Below are 16821 nucleotides of genomic sequence, written 5' to 3' on the forward strand. Positions count from 1 at the left end.
CGAGTACAGCATGGCAAACACCAGCAATCTCTGCCAGGCAACTCCAGCCTCGGTTTCCCACAATCCCGATTCAGGGGGCCGGTTCCTGCGAAACTGTGCCTTCAGGTGTCGGTGGACGCTGCTTTTCGTGTGGCCAACCACCTTCCCCAATGCGCGCAGGCTTTGCTTGGCAGCGATCCCAGCAACAATCGCGCGGCTGGCCGCCCGTATGGCTTGAGTGGTGGCGTTTTTTTGTCATGGTCGGAAGGATACAGGGATACAGCAACCAGTTTCTACCGCCTCCTTCCTCTGAATACGGCAACATCACTGTCCCGGCTTAAGTGGGTAGCCGAATGAACCGTATCTAGCCTGGGCGTCCGACTTCACTCGCAGTTGGACGGCGCTGCCCCGGTGTTGCGTTTGTTTCGGGTGTTGCTGTTGACCTTGCTGTTGCTTCTGCGGGGGAGAAACTCCTGTGAGGCGTAGTGGAACAGCCTCTGCGGCGCGATCAAGTCCAGGCGCCTGGCAATGTGCGCTGTTTGCCGGGTCAGCGACCCGCTTGGCCTGGATGACGGGGCAATGACCTCGCCGGCCTTGGCCTCGGCCCGGTTGGCGGTCACGGCGGCGACGATGTCAACTTCGTCGAAGGCGATTTCCAGGACGAGTTTCTCTCAAAAACTGCCAGACAAAACAGGTGGATTCCTCCCGCGTGCTCACGAAGCGCTCCCTCGCCATGAGCGTGTCGAAGTCGTGCGCCAGCCAATGCTCCTGACCACGAAAGCACGCCTGCGGCTGGTGCATTCCTGCCTTGCCGGCGGTTGATCCATTGCCCTGCTGCGCGCCACACCGCCGCTGGTACTGTGCAAGCCTTTGTCCGCCTGGTGGCGCGACGGCGCCAGGGGATCGGCTACTCGCGATGCGTGTCTTCAGGCATCCGGTAGCCAGGCATCATTGAGGACTTCTTCTTCCATCGCCCACGGACAGGCGTCGGGAAAGCCATCGAGGCCGGTTTCCCCAACCGCCTGAGCAACCGCCTTGGCCCACAACATTTCAAGCCATCGCGTTTCCTGCACCTTGGGGTGATGCTTGGGGCGTCACTCAGTCCATAGGCAATCTCCTTGCGCTGCGCGAGGATGGTCTTTTCCCAACTGGCTCCCCGCCGCTCCGGCTGATATCGCCACTGGAGCAGATGGGCCAGTAGAACCGACATGCGGCTCGCCAGTTCGCGCTGTTCGCTCTTGCCCACGTCTTCAATTTCCTCCGCGATGTGGTCGCGGTCTAGCAGCTCGAACCGCCCGGCACGAAGGAGGCTGGCCTGCTCGTTTGCCCATGCCACGACATCGGCTTCGTAACTGGTGCTCATATCGGGATCCCTCCACAATGACCTGTAAGGAACGCCCACGAAATAACTTCCCGGTTTTATGCTGTTGAATTTGGCAGGATGGTGTAATTCCATGGGGGCAGTAGTGCATCGGCGACGATGCGCAGGGATGCCTTGAGATCAAGCGCCGCTTTCCGTCCGGTTTCGTAGACGCGATCGATAATATCGACGGTGACCTGAAGTCCAGTTCGAGTCTGGGTACGCTCGATCAGTTGTTTGACCAGAGGCACGCTTTCAAATACGACGCCTTCGCAAGCGCGCGTGACATGGGGGAAGACGCGGTGCTCAATCGGATTGTGCTTGGAGCAATACGGCGGGAAGTGGGCGATCCGAATTTCCAGCTTGAGCCGATTGGCAAGCGCTTGCAAGTCCTGCTGAAACAACGGCGAGCGTGAGGGGTTGCTGCCACCGCCATCGCACAGAATCAATATCTTATCGGCATTGGGATGATCGTGACGTCCGTGCAAAGACCACCAACGTTCCACGCTGTCACACGCGAACTGCGTGGTGTCATGACTCGTGCCCAGATTGACATGGGCTTTGTTCAAACCGATGTCGTACAAGCCATGCGGTACGACTTTGCCTTCGCTATAGCTGGGAAAGTCATGATCCAGCACGGCCAGGGTCTCTCGGGTGTAAAGCGTGCCGTTCCGGTAAAAATTGCCGAGCATCTCTTTCTTCTTGGTGTCCATGGAGAGTACGGGCTGACCAGCCGCCAGGTACGCGGCCTTGAGCGCTGTGATGTTTTCAAACTGCGGGTTGCGCTCAGGGTGCTGCTTGAACGACGTCTTCTTCTGCGCCTGACGGCGAACAAAGCCATGCTGCTTCAGCAACTGGCGAACAATCCGGCAACTGACCGGGGTTCCCGTCGCGCTAATGCGCCGGGCAATCTCCGGCTGGCGCAGATGGGTCCAACGAATGGCGTGCTGCGGACAGCCCGCCGTATGCTCTCGAACGACGTCCAGAAACGTCGTCGATAATTCGGGCGTCAGGTCGAGCTTACGCTTCCGCCCACCGCCTTTTTTCGGAGCTTATCCCCCGTCGCCTCTTCCGCTATGTCCAGGTCGGCCAGTCCTTGTCGGATCGTCTTGCTATCGATCTCAAACAACTGCGCGATGTACTGCTGGCCCCCATGCCCCAACTTGTCAGACTCCACCGCCGCGTACCGGCGACGATCCTTTTCCGATAGTCGCCGATAGAATTCCTTCATTCGCCGCTCTACGTCTTCCCGGTAATAGCCCACGCTGCATTCCCTTTGCTGTTTTCAGAACAACCAAGCAAGCAAGTGGCATGCCCGAGCGCACAGTCAAAACGGGAAGTTATTTCGTAGGCGTTCCTTAGGGTGAGAAAGCGGGTGGCCTCCATGATCCCCGGATTTTGGATCAAGACATTGGTCGCTTGACGGATCGGTCGTTCTTCGGTCATCAGTGTTTCGCGGTCCGCTGCCGATCAAAGCCTCGGCGCGATAGCGAGCACCGTTGCGCGCTGCCGCCCCGTTGAAGCGATTGGCGTCCCTTTGTCTTGGTCCTCACCGGCAAAGCGCACGGGAGTGCCCCGGCTATACGGCGGCGAACTTGACAAACCGGGCGACGAACTGACCGACCAACTGCCGACCGCTGTATGGCGCGCCGGTGGCAATGACGAAGTCGTGAGGGGGTGTCCTGCGACATCGCAACCGGTTGGGGTGTGCTGTCCCTTGCTACTGTGGGCGCTGATCGAAGACTTCGTCCAGGGACTCGGCATCGAGTACGATGTGGACGTACACCCAGTGTTCGCCGCCGTCGTGGGTGGCGACCTGGACGAGTTTGTCGAGGAGACGCTTGCCGAGCTCGGCATCTTTGACGATCTGGGCGAGTTCCTGGTCAAGGAAGGTATAGCCGCGGTTCCAGTCGATCTGCCGATGCGCGTCGGGAAAGTAGAACGCGATGAACTCTGGAAAGTAGCGCGTGACGGCGTCTTTCCAGGGGGTGTCGTAGTCGTCGTTGGCGACGGTGGTTTCGGGGGGCGGGTTCAAGGTGAAGGCGTCATGTCGAGATAAGGGGACAGTATAATTCCGCCCAATCTTCCGCCTCGTCGCCCTCGGCGAACTCAGCCGTCCGGTGTTAGGAACATTTCAATAAAAGGGGTAACTACTCAGGTACTGCATCTTGTTAAAAATCAACACGTTGCGAATATTGAAATAGCATAATGACGAATGGGACTGATTTAGAATCAAGTGGTTGCAAATTTATGCCATTGTTTTCATGTTTCTAACCAATTGTTTTTACATAACAATTTTACCTGAGTAGTTACTAAAAGGGACAGCATATGAAATACCTTGAGAGAAGAGTCACCTCGGGAGCCTCCGCTGGGCTGGGTTATGTTGCCTGCAACCTGCGCAAGCCCCAGCCGAGCACGTGCGCATTCCTGCTGTGCGGCTCGATGGTGATTCGCGTTTGCCGACCGCCACCGTGGCTGCTGGCGGATTGACGCGGCGTTCACGGGTCAAGATCCGGTTGGCCTGGAGGATACGTCGGGCTTGTCCTGGCACGCGGCGCGCAGAGACTCTTGAGCCAAGGCGGTCTTCGACAACCTCAATGCGCCCGCCGCGCCGACCAAGGGACATGGCTGCTGGATCAGGCGTTTGTGGCTGAAAATGTAGTCCGAGATCGTCGGCAGACGCACCGACCACGCTCTGGCACTTCTCCATTCGCCAGTCGTCCGCTTTCGTCGGCGACGGGGGAACACTTTCGGCAAATCGTTCAATACGTCGCGCATCGCTGCTAGGGAAGCAGGCTTTCATCAATCTCGCCAGCAAGGGTGATGAGCCGCTTGTCGACGGTTAGCACCCGGCAACCGTGCCGACGCGCCAGAATGACGTAGAGCAGGTCGTAGACCGGGTGGCTGTAGCGAATGGCGGCGGACAAGGCTTCGGTGGCGAGCGCCTCGTCCGCTTCGAAAGCGTCCACCAAGCCGACGGCCTCGGCGTAGCGAGCCAAGGCCGTGTCTTTGCTCAGATCGCCGCAACGGACGTATTTCCAGAGCGTGTTCGCAATTTCACTATGAAAAAGAGAGGGCGCGATGACCAGTCGGCCTTGTCCAAGTTTTTCGATCAGGGCCGGCGCAAGATCAGTGCGCAAAATGATATTGGCAGCCGCGGAGGCGTCCAGGACGATGCGCATGGGCTAACGGTCCCGGTCTTCGCGGAGCAGTCGTTCGGGCGGGAAGGAAAGCGTCCGGATGCCGGTAGTCGCGATGTCGAGGCTGATTTTTTCCAGAATCTGTTGCCGGCGCCCGCTATCGGTGCTCTCCGTTGCCCTGCGAAGCGCGATCAGCGCCTCCTGCGCCAAGCTCCGGTGCGACTGTTCAGCGCGAAAAGCCAGCGCTTGGTACAGGTCGTCTGGCAGATTGCGAATTTGCAGGGAGGGCATGATCAGGTTCCGCGAACGAGTAATGTTTCATTGTAGTGCATGCATTGTGGTGAAGACAATCTTTCTTCAGCCTTTTCCAACGGTCGAAAGAGGACAGTATGGGTATTCCCCGGAGGCTACCAACGACCGGAAAAGGGACGCTGGCCTCGGAAGCTCTCCTTGGTCCGCCGACATGCTCGGCACGATCGGGAGCTTCTTGCGTGCGTCTGGCGGTAGGGTCGCCAAGCGCGCCGAGCACTCCGCGTAACCGGCAGCGCGCCTCGTAGGTCGCTGCAAACAGCGTCTTCGATGAGCTTCCTGCCTCAGGATCCCAGTTACCCGGAGCCGGCCTGGGCTCCGGCGTTCCTGCCCCACGGGGGAAGGGAAGGTGCGCCACCACACCGCCGTTTTCGCGGTGTCTCGAGCAGAGACCTTTCACCAGCTCGTCTCCTTGCTACCAGCCTGCTTGATGGTGCAGTCCACTCCGCGACGGTTTCGACCTGCATGATGTCGATCTGCTGCAGTTCCTTGACTTCAGGTATCTCCTGGCGGGGCATCCATCGTCGAAGGACGAGGCCATTGATGCCGACCACGAAAATACGTCTGAGGCTGGCGAATTCCGGGCCTGGCAGGCGGTTGATCCATCCCTGCCGCGAAGGGCATTGCTCGGGGGCAAGCTGGAATCCTGTTCGTAGAACCAATGGCTTTCGAAAACAATCCGAGGAGGAAGATGGATGGCCGTTTGCCGGCAATGACGGCGGGTAGGAACTCAGCAGATCTCTGCGGAAGAAAGAGGAACAACCGAAACGCCTCTGACCTCTTCTCTCTGGCGTCTTGCTGTAGGTTGAGGCGGGCAATGCCTTGTGAGGGCCTGCCCAGTCAACCGTGAGACAGGTCGACGGCCTTGGCCCGGCGCGCCGGGAAGCTTTCTGTGCGGCGTGTTGCCGATCTCCGGCACGGCGAGTGCGAGCAATCAGAAGGGGTCAGGCACGCTACCGCCCTGCCGGAATACCTGAGCATTCAGCAAAACCGGGTTGCCGTGGGGTCTGCGGCAGGTGGGCTGGCAGCCGACTGCCCGGTTCTGGTAGCCAGGCCTTTGCCAGAAGCGGCAAGTATACCGCGCCGACCTTTAGGCGGACCATCCCATGTTGCCACGCCTTAACACCCATCAGTTTATGTGTAATATTTCAGGCTATGCAAATGACACGCTTCGCGCCTGGCTGCCGGCGGGCGCGTAGGTGTGGCTGTCGGCCGACCGGTTTTACGGTACGGTCGAGTGGCTGCAGTATGTCCAGGCGGCGGGATGGCAGTATCGGATTCGGCTCAAAGGCCACTTCCTGGTCGATACCGGTCAGGGCGATCTGACCACCACGGGAGAGCTGGCGGAAAGGGTTCGCGAGCGCTACCTGCCCACCGTCACCCTCTTTGCCCAAGCCGTACCGACCGCCATCGGCATTCTGCAGGAGTCCGGGCACCCGGAACCCTGGATCATTGCCATGGACTGTCCGCCGACGCGGGCCCGGGTACTCGACTATGGGGCGCGCTGGGGGATCGAACCGATGTTCTCCGATTTCAAATCGCGCGGCTTTGGATTGGAGAACTGAAGTTTAGACATACGTCTCTCCCGCCGGCCGGGATTTTCCAGGTGGCGAGCGATGACGGAGATGACAACGGAAGGCCTCGATGCCGCGGTGGACGCAAGGCAAGAGGCCTCAGCACTGCAACCGCTGATCCTGACCGGGTAAAGGCATCGCGAAATGACCGGACTTCGGGTCATAGGCGTCGCGCACGCGAAGTCCGATAAAATTGATTCGCAGCCATTGGGCAAAGAGCCCCGCCGTGATGACCATTCCCTTGCGCCAAGGAGCGACTTCCATCAGGGGAAAGAACTCCCCGAGCTGCAAGGCCAGGAGTTGTGTCAACGCATACGCCATGGAACGAGTCTGCATCCACAGTTCGAGGGCTTGCTTCGACTGTTGCCACAAATTGCAGGCCCCCCACCACCGCTTCAGATTGTGGAACAGGGCTTCAATTCCCCAACGCTGGGCATAGATCTCCACCACTTGGCAGGCCCACCGGTTGATCTCCGTCGCCAGAATCAGGCGTGTGCGCGACCAAGTATTGTCCGACTGAAGCATCTCGCACCACACCGCCCGCACCGGCAGTCCCCTCAGAAATCTCGCCACGGCAAGGACCGAGCGTAGCCGGACTGTCTGGACCTTGCCGTACAAAGGCAATTCCATCACGGTCGCCGGCAGGGCCTCGAGCATGGCCGCATCAATCCGCTGACCATACTTGCGTTTCGGTCCGCGACGTTTTGGCTCCGCCTCTGGCGGCAGATACCAGGCCGTATCCCGCCGTACCTGTCCGATGATTCGCACGCCCTGCGCGATCAAAGGCAGAATCAGGCTCCGGCGCATGAACCAGGCATCCATCAGCAAGCGCACCTCCTTGACGTGCCCCCTGACCGAATCGATCAACTGACGTGCTACCCAGAGTTTGCCGCGTTGGCCCGATTCTTCGAGCAGCCATGAGCGAATCGGCACCGTCAGGCGGGTCTTCCCCCCGTAGCTGTTTAAGTGCTTGAAAACATTAGTACCGTTACATGCCTACAAATGAGCTAAGTGCTTGAAATTATTAGAGCGAGGGGGGAAGATCCGTCAGGGCAGAGCCCAGACGCACCCAGAGCACCAGAGCCAAGGTGACCCAGCACTGACTGTTCACAAAGGTCGGACGATTGGCCTTGCGGCTGTGGTCATGCTTGATGCGGATGCCCGGTCCTGCCTCCGCGCAGCGGAGCACCAGAGAATCATCGACGACCAGAGTGATCAGTGCGGCCGGGAGCACCCATAGCACAAGTTTCAGCAGACGAATGGACAAGTCGGCGGCCGGTACCGTGGCCCGCTCGATGAGCTTGTAATAAGTCGTCCAGTGCGCCCTCTCGGCGAATATAGAGCCGATAGCTGACTAGCAGACACTGACGGAGGCATATCCCGTGTCAGAACCCGCAGTGAAAGTCCGTTTCTTAATTATCGGCTCTATAGTCCCGATGGCGCGGGTGACCCACCCTTCCGGGTTGAGCAGGCAGCCGATCAGGAGTTCGACGAAAGTACGACGCGAACGGGGTGGGACAGCCTCCAGGAGGAACGAGATCCATTGAGAGAGCAGCAAGCAAACGTTGGCGGCAAGTGACATGAGGAAATCTCCGAGATCGAAAATGATCCCTCATTGACCCTTGGCCATCTCAAATCTTCTTGCGATGCCGAAGGGATTTTCGCGGGCCTTGATCATCATTCCGGCCAAAACCGTCCGTTGCGCTTGATGAAAGTCCTGCGAGAGAGTGGCAGAACCCTCGAAATTTTGTACCCTTGGAAGTGCGAACTAACCGAGGGAGAAGGAATATGCTCAAAGGTCCTGCCGGGATGGACTGTAACCCAGACACAAGGAGAGTGCCCCTGCGCGCGGCACGGGCGTCGATGGATGGTTGGTTGTGATACGTCGCTCGCGCCTGGAGCGGGCGGAGCAGCTTGGGGCGGCCACCGTTCGCCTGGCGGCGGGGCAGACGCAACGGCAGGTGGCCGCCGAACTCGGCGTGGCACGCAGTACCCTGCAGGATTGGCGCAAGCCGGAGGCGGTCGGCGCGGCTCCCGCGGTCCTGGCGGCGTGGATGGAGACGCCGGAGGGCGTACGGTGGCTGCATCAACTGGTGTTGGCGGCGCATTTCAGCATCACCCTGCAGGGCGCTGCCGGCATTCGGGTGGTGTGCCAATTCCTTGAGTTGAGCGGGCTGTCGGCCTTCGTCGGCGCCAGCTACGGCACCCAGCAAGGCCTCAATGCGGCGCTGGAGGAGGCGCTGGTCGCCGTCGCGGAGGAGCAGCGCGCGGCGCTGGCGCGGGGCATGCCGCATCGGGATCTCACGGTGTGTGAGGATGAGACTTTCCATCCACAGATGGGTCTGGTGGCGCTGGAGCCGGTGTCGGGCTTTCTTCTTCTGGAGCAGTACGCGGCGGATCGTCAGGCGGCGACCTGGACGCAGGCGCTCCAGGAAGCCCTGGTCGGCTTGGATGTCGCCGTGATTCAGGGCACCAGCGACGAGGCCGGGGCGTTGCATCGGCATGTCGAGGTGGACCTGGGTGTGCATCATTCGCCGGACCTCTTCCATGGTCAGCACGAGGTATCGAAGGCCACCAGCCTACACCTGGCCCGCCAGGTCCGGCAGGCCGCTGCGACCGTGACCGCCGCCCAGACGCGCTGGGCGGTTGAGCGGGCGGCCCAGCAGGCATACGAAGACCAGTCGCCACGTCCCTGCGGTCGCCCGCCCGCGTTCGCCGCCCGCATCCGCGCCGCCGTGAGCGAGGTGGTGCAGGCCGAAATCGCGCATGCCGAGGCGCAGGCGCGTCAGTGCGAAGCCCGGGAACTGGTGCGTGAACTGGGCATCGGGTATCACCCGTATGACCTGGAGTGTGGACAGGCACAACCCGTCGAACAGGTCGCGCAGCGCCTCAACGACGTCTGGACGCGGCTCGGGCGCCTCGCCGCAGCCGCTGAGCTGCCGACGCGCGCCCGTGAACGCCTGGCCAAAGCGCAACGTTTGACCACCCAACTGCTGGCCACCATTCCCTTTTTCTTCGCCACCCTGCAGGTGCAGGTCGAGGCCCTCGCGCTGCCCCTCGACCTGGAGCGCGCCCTCGTCGAAGAACTGATTCCTGCTCTGTATCTGGAGCGCGTCGCCGAGCGCAGCACCCTCGCCGAGCCGCGTCACCGACTACGCGCGCTGAGCCGCCAGTTGCTCGAACCGCTGCGTCACGGCGCGCATCCGATCCAGGCCTTACCGTCCACCGAGATCGCGCGCCTGGAACAGGTGGCCGGCGAATGCGCCGATCGCTTCCAGCGCAGCAGTTCCGGGGTGGAGGGCCGTAACGGACAACTGGCCCTGCATCACCAGGGCCGCCATCGCCTGAGCGACCGCAAGCTCGCGGCGCTCACCGCCGTGCACAACTATCACATCCGTCGCGCCGACGGCACAACCGCCGCCGAGCGCTTTTTTAGCCGTGCCCACGAAACATTGTTCACGCAGGCGCTCCAGCGCATGCCGTTGCCCCCACGACCCGCGCGACGACGACTTCGACCGCCCAAGCCGCCCTATCTGATGCCGCTGGCGGCGTAGGGGGTGGCCGGAACGATGATCAAGGCCAAGCCACCGAGGTGGGTGGCCTGCAAGTTTGTCGCTGAAACGTTGTCTGGAAGAACTTGCAACTCAACGGGTCGAGACGGGTGCGAACGAAAGTGTTGGACGGGGAGTCTCGGTTTTAAGCCGCTCTGCGTAGAGGCTCCGCCCAGCGCTTTTCCCAATAGGTTTCCCACAGCTGGTTATGTCGCATGACACGCAGGTTGATCATGGCTTGAGCCATGTCCGCACGCCACCAAGCCCCTGGGCGCTTGAGGCGGGCCTGCACGAGGTAGCGATGAGAACTCTCGACCTCGCCAGAGCCGACGGGCAGATTCAGCGCAAGTGCGCGGGGGTAGTCCAACTGGTCGAGTCGGTTGGAGAAATAGCGCCAGGCGACGCGCACCGGAGCCTGCGGGTCATCGACCGATGCAGGTTCGAGGTGCAGTTTCATCTCTGCAACCACCTCGCGGGCCTGTCCCAGCAGGAATCGCGCCTTCTGGGAGGCCACCCAATCCTGGGCAGAATCCGGCGCGCAGACCTTGCTGGCTGGGGTCAGATATTCGCAGACGTGGAACAAGTCGACCAGGAAGGTCCCCTGAGTACCGAACAGTTCCTCGATTTGGCTGCTTATCCAAGCCGCCCCGTCGCCAACACAGTGAACCTGGGTCTTGGGGCCAAATCCCAGCGCATCGACCAGCCGCTTCAGGATGGCCCCCGCTTCCCGGGGACCCTCCATCGTCACGCCGGCCTTGGGAACGGCCTCGCCCTGCCGCTGTGCGATACAGACCTTCGCTTCTCGCCAGTGCGTGCGCTTCCCCTTGCGGGCGTCCGCAGCGCCCTCCACGGTCTCGACAAGGGGCACCATTCCGCCGTCCGTCTCCACAATCAGCCTCTTCGCGGTGTTCGATGGGCCCGCCACCGGCAGGCAATCTGCCTCCGTTAATTCACAGGCCACCCGTTCGGTGAGCGTCCGGGGCGCACTGACCGCCAAGTCAACACCGTAGTGCTCCTTGATTTTTGCCGCAACCTGTCCAAAGGGAAGGTCGGCGCCCAAGTCCGTCACGGCGCGCTCCAGTGGCAGAGAATGGCTCCGGCAACGGACACCGGCAGCTTCTGAAAAAGGACGAAGCAGCCGGTTTGTTTCTTTGTGGAGAAAGCATTCCTCCTCCACCATGACCGAGCCGTATGTCGTATACCAGAGAACTTTTTTTTCGCGTGTACCACGACCGGCTCAGCGGCCCGCACCTCGGCTGTCACCGCCTCAGCAACCTGCTCGGCCCATCCCGTCAGAATCTCCTGGCCCGTCCCGCGGAGAATTTCTATCACGCGGCGCTCGGCTTCATCGGCCCGACGCAGATCCCCTTCGGCGTTCTCCACCAACTCCAGCATCTCTAGCACTTTCGCCAGTATCTTTGGATTAGCCTCCAAACGGGCCACCAAGTCTCTGGAATCGCAAGGTTCGATGTGGGAAATCTTAGGCATGGCTTCTCTCCGTGGATGGGTTCCCTACTCTATCGCAACTCTCCGCTAATTTCCTTACGTTTGCTCACGTCGCTGACAATTATCAGAGCGGGACTCGCCCAACACTTTCGTTCGCACCCGGTCGAGACACGGCTACCCCACCGCCAGTCACGCTGCTCTGCTATTCTATGGTTCTGTGCGTTTCAGCTTCAGCAGACGCTCGCCACTTTCACCCTACGCTGCGTCTCACCGAGGAGACATCTCGCGATGGCGTACCTCACGAAACCAAAGCATACGCCATCGCGAAACCCGCCAAGACCACTCAAATGTTGGTCGGGCTTTTCAAAGTCGGGCAGCACAACGTCAAGTGCGTAGAAGCGGTATCCACACACCTGCGCCACGGCAAACATTCTACCTCTTCCGTCCCTCTCGCCCTGGCTGCTGCGGGGACTTTTTGAACATCTCGTAGTGGCGCTTCAGCCTGTCGACGTAGGTCTTGTCTTGGATCATTTGCTCGAACGCAGCGAGGAAGTCTCGTGCGTGTGAGGACTGCGGGTTCAGCGGATCCAGGGTCGGACGCTGCCACTCATGGGCATTTTCCGTTCCCCGAGACCACTTTCGATAGAAGGCGGCTTGTTCCCATCCGTAGCTGATTGTCGCCCAGACCTTGTCGGCGCTCTTTCGCCCGACGACCTTGATGATCACCCGTCGGCAGTCGCAATCGTCGTCGGTACAATAGAATTCGAGAAAACCATACTCGTCAGCGGGGACAGGATTTCCAGGAGGAACGGTGAGCACCCGCATTTCCTCAAACGCGAGATCGCCAAATCTTTCGAAAAACGCCAGCATTGTCATGGCCCATCCTCATCGACTCTTGTCTGACTATGCTACAACACAAGCGCTGGTTTGGTCGGATTCGCGAGCGACACAGGTGCACCATCAATGACTGCCCTTGGCTATCTGCCTCTTGTCAAAAAGCACATGGTTTGTGTTGGCATACCCCACAAAACCAAAGCATACGCCATCGCAAAACCCGCCAAGACCACTCGAAAACTCAAGCAAAACCAATAGCTTGAAAATTCCGTACCAAATTCGCGAAGTCAGGAGGTTTCGAGAGAAACGCCCCGTAAGACGCCAAATTACGCCAGAAATGACATTTGTGGGGTAGGCGAAGTCAGGAGGTTTACACGAAAAACCCCGCAAAACAAGGCGTTGAGCGGGGTGTTCGTTTTTGGCTCAGACAGTTTGCGTCTGGTATCCTGGCGGAGAGAGCGGGATTCGAACCCGCGGTGGGTGTTATCCCACACACGCTTTCCAGGCGTGCGACTTAGACCACTCATCCATCTCTCCGGAAGGAGGGCATTCTAACAGAAGGTTTGCTAAACACCAAAACTGCAGCAATTCTCCCAGCCCTGACGCATGACCCTGCCCAAGCATGACCCTGCCCAATCGAGGCTGTTTGCCGGCAACGCCCACTTTCGCCGCCGGGGCGGTCAAATTGCGGGTAGCGGGCGGCAGAGTGGCGCTTGCGGCGCGGGTGGGGTGGTCAATCAGGAGGCGGTCGAGAGGTGGTTGGAGGTCCGGTCGTGTGGTCAGGCGAGCGTTTCCCGGCGCGGAGTGCGCCGCGCTGGGGAAGAGGTCTTGGTAGGCTCGGGCAAGGTCACTCGAGTTGCAGCAGGAACGGCTCGGCGAGGAGCACACGCATCCGCGCAGGATCGAGCCAGGGGGCGGCGCAGGAGCTTCGGATGAAGCGAATAGCGCCGCGCACACCGAGTTCTTGATACAGGCTGCGTAACTGCCGAGTGAAACGTGCCAGGGTATTGAACCCATGCGCCAGGCGCATGAGGAGGTGATAGCCCCTCATGGCATTCCAGTCCAGGGCAAAGGCATGCTCATAGTGGTAGCCCTGGCGTTTTTCAACGAGGAAGCCCGCTTCAATGCCCCAGCGGTAGCGGGCGCCGAGGTTGCAGCGCGCATGGACCTTCTCGCGGCTGAGCGGCTGGCTGGAGAGCCAGGCATGGAGCGACGTTTCGGTCACCGTCCTGGCCCGTTCATCGACCCGCTCCCAGATCTCCTCACAGACCACCACGTGCAGCGGGAGGCGGTGTCGCCCGTTCGGACCCAAGGCGTAGTCGAGGTCGTTGACCCAGATGAAGTGCTGTTGGCGTTTTCCCCAGTTCTGCTGGAAGCCCTGTGGCTTCCGGGCATGGAGCGTGTGGAACTCCTGCCAGACGGTGAACAAATCCTGGTCCTTGAGCACGATCATGAACGGCCAGTGGAGGTCACGGCAGCGCTGCATCACCGGCCCGTTGGCGTAGAGGCCATCGAGCAGGAGCCGGATCGGCAGACGTGGGAACCAGATCTTGAGCCGGTCGCTCAAGCGCACAAAGCCGCGCAGTTCGCAATCCTGCTTTTGCGCTTCGGTATCGCCCAGCGCGTGTTCGAGGAACTCGCTGAGCAGCGGGATGACCAGGCCGTTGTGAAAGACCAGGCTGGCCTCCAGGACGTAGACGAAGTACTGGAGGTGGCGGGTTTCCTCTTTGCCTACGGTCCGCTGCAGGAGTTCCTCCGCCCAGAGGGGGTCGCCGGCGAGCTTTTGCGAGCCGTCGATGGCGATCGGATAGCCGTGGTGGATCAGGTAACGGCGAAAGCTCTTGCCGCGGATCCGGCGCTTCACCAGCTCGAGGTGGGCCTGCTCGAGGTGGGCCAGGTCGATGTCGCGCAGCAGCCGAAACAGCGTGTCGACAAGTGCATCGACAAGGCATTGGCGGCGGGCGTGGCCGCTGGGCTCAAGGACGCCTACCATCGCCCGCATGCACCCGAGATTACTGAAGAGGCGAAGGCCTGGGTGGTCAGCGTGGCCTGTACGAAGCCCAAAGATCATGGACTGGCAGCCGAGTTGTGGTCCATTTCGGCGCTGGCCAAGTTTGTCTCCGAGCATGCCGAAGGGGCCGGGTATCCACGCTTGGCGCAAGCCGGCAAGAGTACCGTCTGGCGGATCCTGAACGAATACCAGATCAAGCCGCACAAGATTCGCTATTACCTGGAGCGACGCGACCCGGAGTTCGACCGCAAGAGGCAGGAAGTGTTGATGATCTATCGCGAGGTCTCCCTTTACCGTGAGGGCGCCGTTCATGATGGGCGCCCGAATCCCATCTACACGGTCAGCGTTGACGAAAAGCCCGGAGTTCAGGCGCTTGGCCTGACCGCCCCCGACTTGCCCCCAACGCCGGGAAAAGCGACGACGGTGGAGCGTGACTACGAGTACGTCCGTCACGGCACCGTCTTCATGCTGGCCGGCATTGATCTCCACTCTGGCCATATCTTTGCCCATACCGAGGATCGACACCGTAGCGTCGAGTTCATCGAGCTGCTGAAAGACATTGACGCCTACTATCCCCCCGAAGCGATCATTCGTGTCGTCCTCGACAACCATTTGGCGCATATCTCGAAGGAGACCATGGCCTTCCTCGCGACGCGTCCCGGACGATTCGAGTATGTTCATACGCCCAAGCATGGATCCTGGCTCAATCTCATCGAGTGTGCATTCTCCAAAATGGCGCGCACCTTCCTCCGCCACATCCGTGTCGCATCCGTCGATGAACTCAAGTCCCATATCCTCAAAGGCATCGACGAAATGAATCAGGCGCCCGTTGTCTTTCGGTGGAAGAAGTTCGACATGGGGATCGTCTGATATGTATCTTTTTTGGCGGAACGTTTTACTAATTCTCGTGTTTCCCAACACAGCGGGAATTGACATCGGGGCGTCAAGCCACTGGGTGGCGGTACCCAAGCGTGAGTGGGAAGACACGGTACGCGAGTTCGGCCCAATGACCGACGACCTGAACCGCCCTGGCCGACTGGCTGCTGCAGAGAGTCTGACCGCGTCGCTTGCCACAGTGACGGAGACGGAGACTGGGCCAATCGCGGCGACCGCAGTGCAAATCACCGCCCCCGGCGCGTCGTCCGGCAGCAAGAAGGAAGCAGACGGGGGATGACTTTTCATGGGTTTCTGGGATCCAATCCGAGATTGACGCCCCTTGATGAAGGCTCATATACTCTTTTGATGGCGCCGTTGGATTTCCTATCCTTGGGGTCCAGCTTCCGGTTGGCCAGAGTAATTGACACAAGCTCGAAGCGGATCACTTACACGGCGGGAGGCAAGGTGCTCTATATTCTTTCAACGGACGATGCGAAAACCCGCGCCGACGAGATTGCGGGCGAACTCGCTAAGGCATACCCAGACCTCCAGGTGCTACAGTGCGGGGAGGTAGAGGCCCCGCCGCTTCTGACCGCGCAGAGTTGGCCGCGCTGGGACGATCTGCTGGTCGTCGTCTTCGGCGCCGGACCGCTGCCGGCGCCACTGCAGGGAACGCTAAGTCAGGAGGTGTCGGCGGCCAGCACCGAACGGCGCGACGCACGCATCCTGCCGATCTCGACTTTGCCCGATCTCAGGGTACCGCCGGCGCCGCTCGATGCCATCAAGGCCCTGCCGTGTCTGCATGATCGGAACACCGATGTGAGGGACGTCGTGCGCCGGGTTGGTGTCCTGCTCGGGCTTTGGCTGCGCGGTTCCGGCAAGAAGTTCTTCGTGTCGTACCGGGAGAGCGATGGGCGGGAGGTGGCAAAGCAACTGGTCGAGTACCTGACGCGCCACGGCTACCCTGCCTGGCTGGACGCAGAGCGCCTCGATGGGGGGCAAATCGTTCAGCAGGAGATCGAAAAGCACGTCGCGGGCGCGGACATGGTGCTGTTGCTCGACACCCCGCAGGTCACGGACTCCAAATGGATCAAGAAGGAAATCGACGCGGCGATTCATGGTTTCGTGCCGATCTTCCCGCTGGTGCTGCGCCCTGCCGCAGGCGAGCTCAGAAAACCGGGTTCGTCGTTCTTGGCCTTGCGGGAGCTCTATTGCCACGAACTCGAGGTCACGCTTGGCAACGACGCCATGTGCGTTTCCTTGTCTCAAGAGGATTTGAACCAGGTACTGGTGGCGATTGAGCAGCGCCTGCTGCAAATCGTCCGCAACCGCATGAAACTGCCGTCGCATGCCCGTGAGGCCTTCGAGCGAGTGCACTTTTCCTGGAGCACGCTCGACCAGCATCGCCAAATGTATGAGTCGACCAGAAAGGAATCCAGGTTTTCGCAAACCCGGATGCTGGCCCACTGTTCGGTCGACGGCCCCACCTTCCACCGCTCGGTCAAGGCCTTCCAGAGCTACCATCCGGCCGCGGCACCGGCGGGCGGCTCTGCCGGCACGGCCCCGCCGCCACGGGCTTACAACTTCAAGCTGTTCCTCTATGACGAACCTGTTCCGGAGCCGAATCTGGAGGAGATTGCCGAGCATTTGCGTCTCGATGAAGACCCCCTGCTGCGGCTCGTCGACCTGACCGAACTCACCCTCCACCTTGAAACCTTCCGCAGACCGCAGGCGGCATGAC

The 16821-nt window shown here is 60.5% G+C and carries 12 protein-coding genes, 1 tRNA gene and 5 pseudogenes; 4 read left to right on the plus strand and 14 right to left on the minus strand.

Going from position 1 to position 16821, the window contains the following annotated elements; all coding sequences use genetic code 11:
- Window positions 1–905: 905 nt before the first annotated feature.
- The 6 genes and pseudogenes from V5B59_RS04875 to V5B59_RS04900 all read right to left on the minus strand — a co-directional run bounded on the left by V5B59_RS04875 (window position 906) and on the right by V5B59_RS04900 (window position 4770).
- Window positions 906–1342 (minus strand): annotated as a pseudogene (locus V5B59_RS04875) (DUF29 domain-containing protein).
- 56 nt (window positions 1343–1398) lie between these two features.
- Complete coding sequence (locus V5B59_RS04880) at window positions 1399–2352, minus strand: ISAzo13 family transposase (protein WP_332352159.1); 954 nt, start codon at window positions 2350–2352, stop codon at window positions 1399–1401.
- A complete protein-coding gene (locus V5B59_RS04885; protein ID WP_248594609.1) occupies window positions 2349–2570 on the minus strand; it encodes a hypothetical protein in 222 nt (73 codons plus the stop codon). Before V5B59_RS04885 ends, V5B59_RS04880 begins: the two co-directional genes overlap by 4 nt.
- Before the next feature lie 489 nt (window positions 2571–3059).
- Window positions 3060–3374: a hypothetical protein gene (locus V5B59_RS04890; protein ID WP_332351644.1), complete on the minus strand. Its 315-nt coding sequence runs from the start codon at window positions 3372–3374 to the stop codon at window positions 3060–3062.
- A 748-nt stretch (window positions 3375–4122) separates the two neighbouring features.
- Entirely contained in the window at window positions 4123–4521 is a 399-nt protein-coding gene (locus V5B59_RS04895) for a type II toxin-antitoxin system VapC family toxin (protein WP_288131468.1), read from the minus strand.
- Window positions 4522–4524: 3 nt separating this feature from the next.
- On the minus strand, window positions 4525–4770 hold the full coding sequence (locus V5B59_RS04900) for a FitA-like ribbon-helix-helix domain-containing protein (RefSeq protein ID WP_288131470.1): 246 nt from the start codon (window positions 4768–4770) through the stop codon (window positions 4525–4527).
- Between the two features lie 1217 nt (window positions 4771–5987).
- Here V5B59_RS04900 and V5B59_RS04905 point away from each other — a divergent pair.
- On the plus strand, window positions 5988–6353 hold the full coding sequence (locus tag V5B59_RS04905) for a transposase (RefSeq protein WP_332351645.1): 366 nt from the start codon (window positions 5988–5990) through the stop codon (window positions 6351–6353).
- Window positions 6354–6461: 108 nt separating this feature from the next.
- Here the strand turns inward: V5B59_RS04905 and V5B59_RS04910 are convergent.
- The 3 pseudogenes from V5B59_RS04910 to V5B59_RS26475 form a co-directional block, all read right to left on the minus strand.
- Window positions 6462–7292, minus strand: a pseudogene (locus V5B59_RS04910) (IS701 family transposase); the annotation flags it as partial.
- A 111-nt stretch (window positions 7293–7403) separates the two neighbouring features.
- Window positions 7404–7689 (minus strand): annotated as a pseudogene (locus V5B59_RS04915) (IS701 family transposase); the annotation flags it as partial.
- A gap of 98 nt (window positions 7690–7787) precedes the next feature.
- A pseudogene (locus V5B59_RS26475) lies at window positions 7788–7944 on the minus strand (IS701 family transposase); the annotation flags it as partial.
- Between the two features lie 295 nt (window positions 7945–8239).
- Here V5B59_RS26475 and V5B59_RS04920 point away from each other — a divergent pair.
- The gene (locus tag V5B59_RS04920) at window positions 8240–9916 is read left to right on the plus strand and encodes a DUF6399 domain-containing protein (RefSeq protein ID WP_332352174.1); all 1677 of its coding nucleotides are present in this window, start codon (window positions 8240–8242) and stop codon (window positions 9914–9916) included.
- A gap of 142 nt (window positions 9917–10058) precedes the next feature.
- Here V5B59_RS04920 and V5B59_RS04925 read toward each other — a convergent pair whose 3' ends face one another.
- The 5 genes from V5B59_RS04925 to V5B59_RS04945 all read right to left on the minus strand — a co-directional run bounded on the left by V5B59_RS04925 (window position 10059) and on the right by V5B59_RS04945 (window position 14186).
- Complete coding sequence (locus tag V5B59_RS04925) at window positions 10059–10982, minus strand: hypothetical protein (protein ID WP_332351391.1); 924 nt, start codon at window positions 10980–10982, stop codon at window positions 10059–10061.
- Window positions 10979–11401, minus strand: coding sequence for a hypothetical protein (locus V5B59_RS04930; RefSeq protein WP_034931510.1), 423 nt, complete (start codon window positions 11399–11401; stop codon window positions 10979–10981). Before V5B59_RS04930 ends, V5B59_RS04925 begins: the two co-directional genes overlap by 4 nt.
- Before the next feature lie 390 nt (window positions 11402–11791).
- On the minus strand, window positions 11792–12235 hold the full coding sequence (locus V5B59_RS04935; RefSeq protein ID WP_034918210.1) for a hypothetical protein: 444 nt from the start codon (window positions 12233–12235) through the stop codon (window positions 11792–11794).
- 405 nt (window positions 12236–12640) lie between these two features.
- Window positions 12641–12730 (minus strand) — tRNA-Ser (locus V5B59_RS04940).
- A 310-nt stretch (window positions 12731–13040) separates the two neighbouring features.
- A complete protein-coding gene (locus V5B59_RS04945; protein WP_332352210.1) occupies window positions 13041–14186 on the minus strand; it encodes a DDE transposase family protein in 1146 nt (381 codons plus the stop codon).
- Between V5B59_RS04945 and V5B59_RS04950 the strand changes: the two are divergent.
- Together V5B59_RS04950 and V5B59_RS04955 are read left to right on the plus strand one after the other, a co-directional pair.
- Window positions 14127–15074 (plus strand): annotated as a pseudogene (locus V5B59_RS04950) (IS630 family transposase); the annotation flags it as partial. The gene V5B59_RS04945 and the pseudogene V5B59_RS04950 overlap by 60 nt on opposite strands.
- A gap of 372 nt (window positions 15075–15446) precedes the next feature.
- Window positions 15447–16820 (plus strand): toll/interleukin-1 receptor domain-containing protein, encoded by a 1374-nt coding sequence (locus V5B59_RS04955; RefSeq protein WP_332351648.1) that lies wholly within the window; start codon window positions 15447–15449, stop codon window positions 16818–16820.
- Window position 16821 lies beyond the last annotated feature (1 nt).

It is taken from the genome of Candidatus Accumulibacter contiguus (assembly GCF_036625285.1).
GTDB classification, from domain to species: domain Bacteria; phylum Pseudomonadota; class Gammaproteobacteria; order Burkholderiales; family Rhodocyclaceae; genus Accumulibacter; species Accumulibacter contiguus.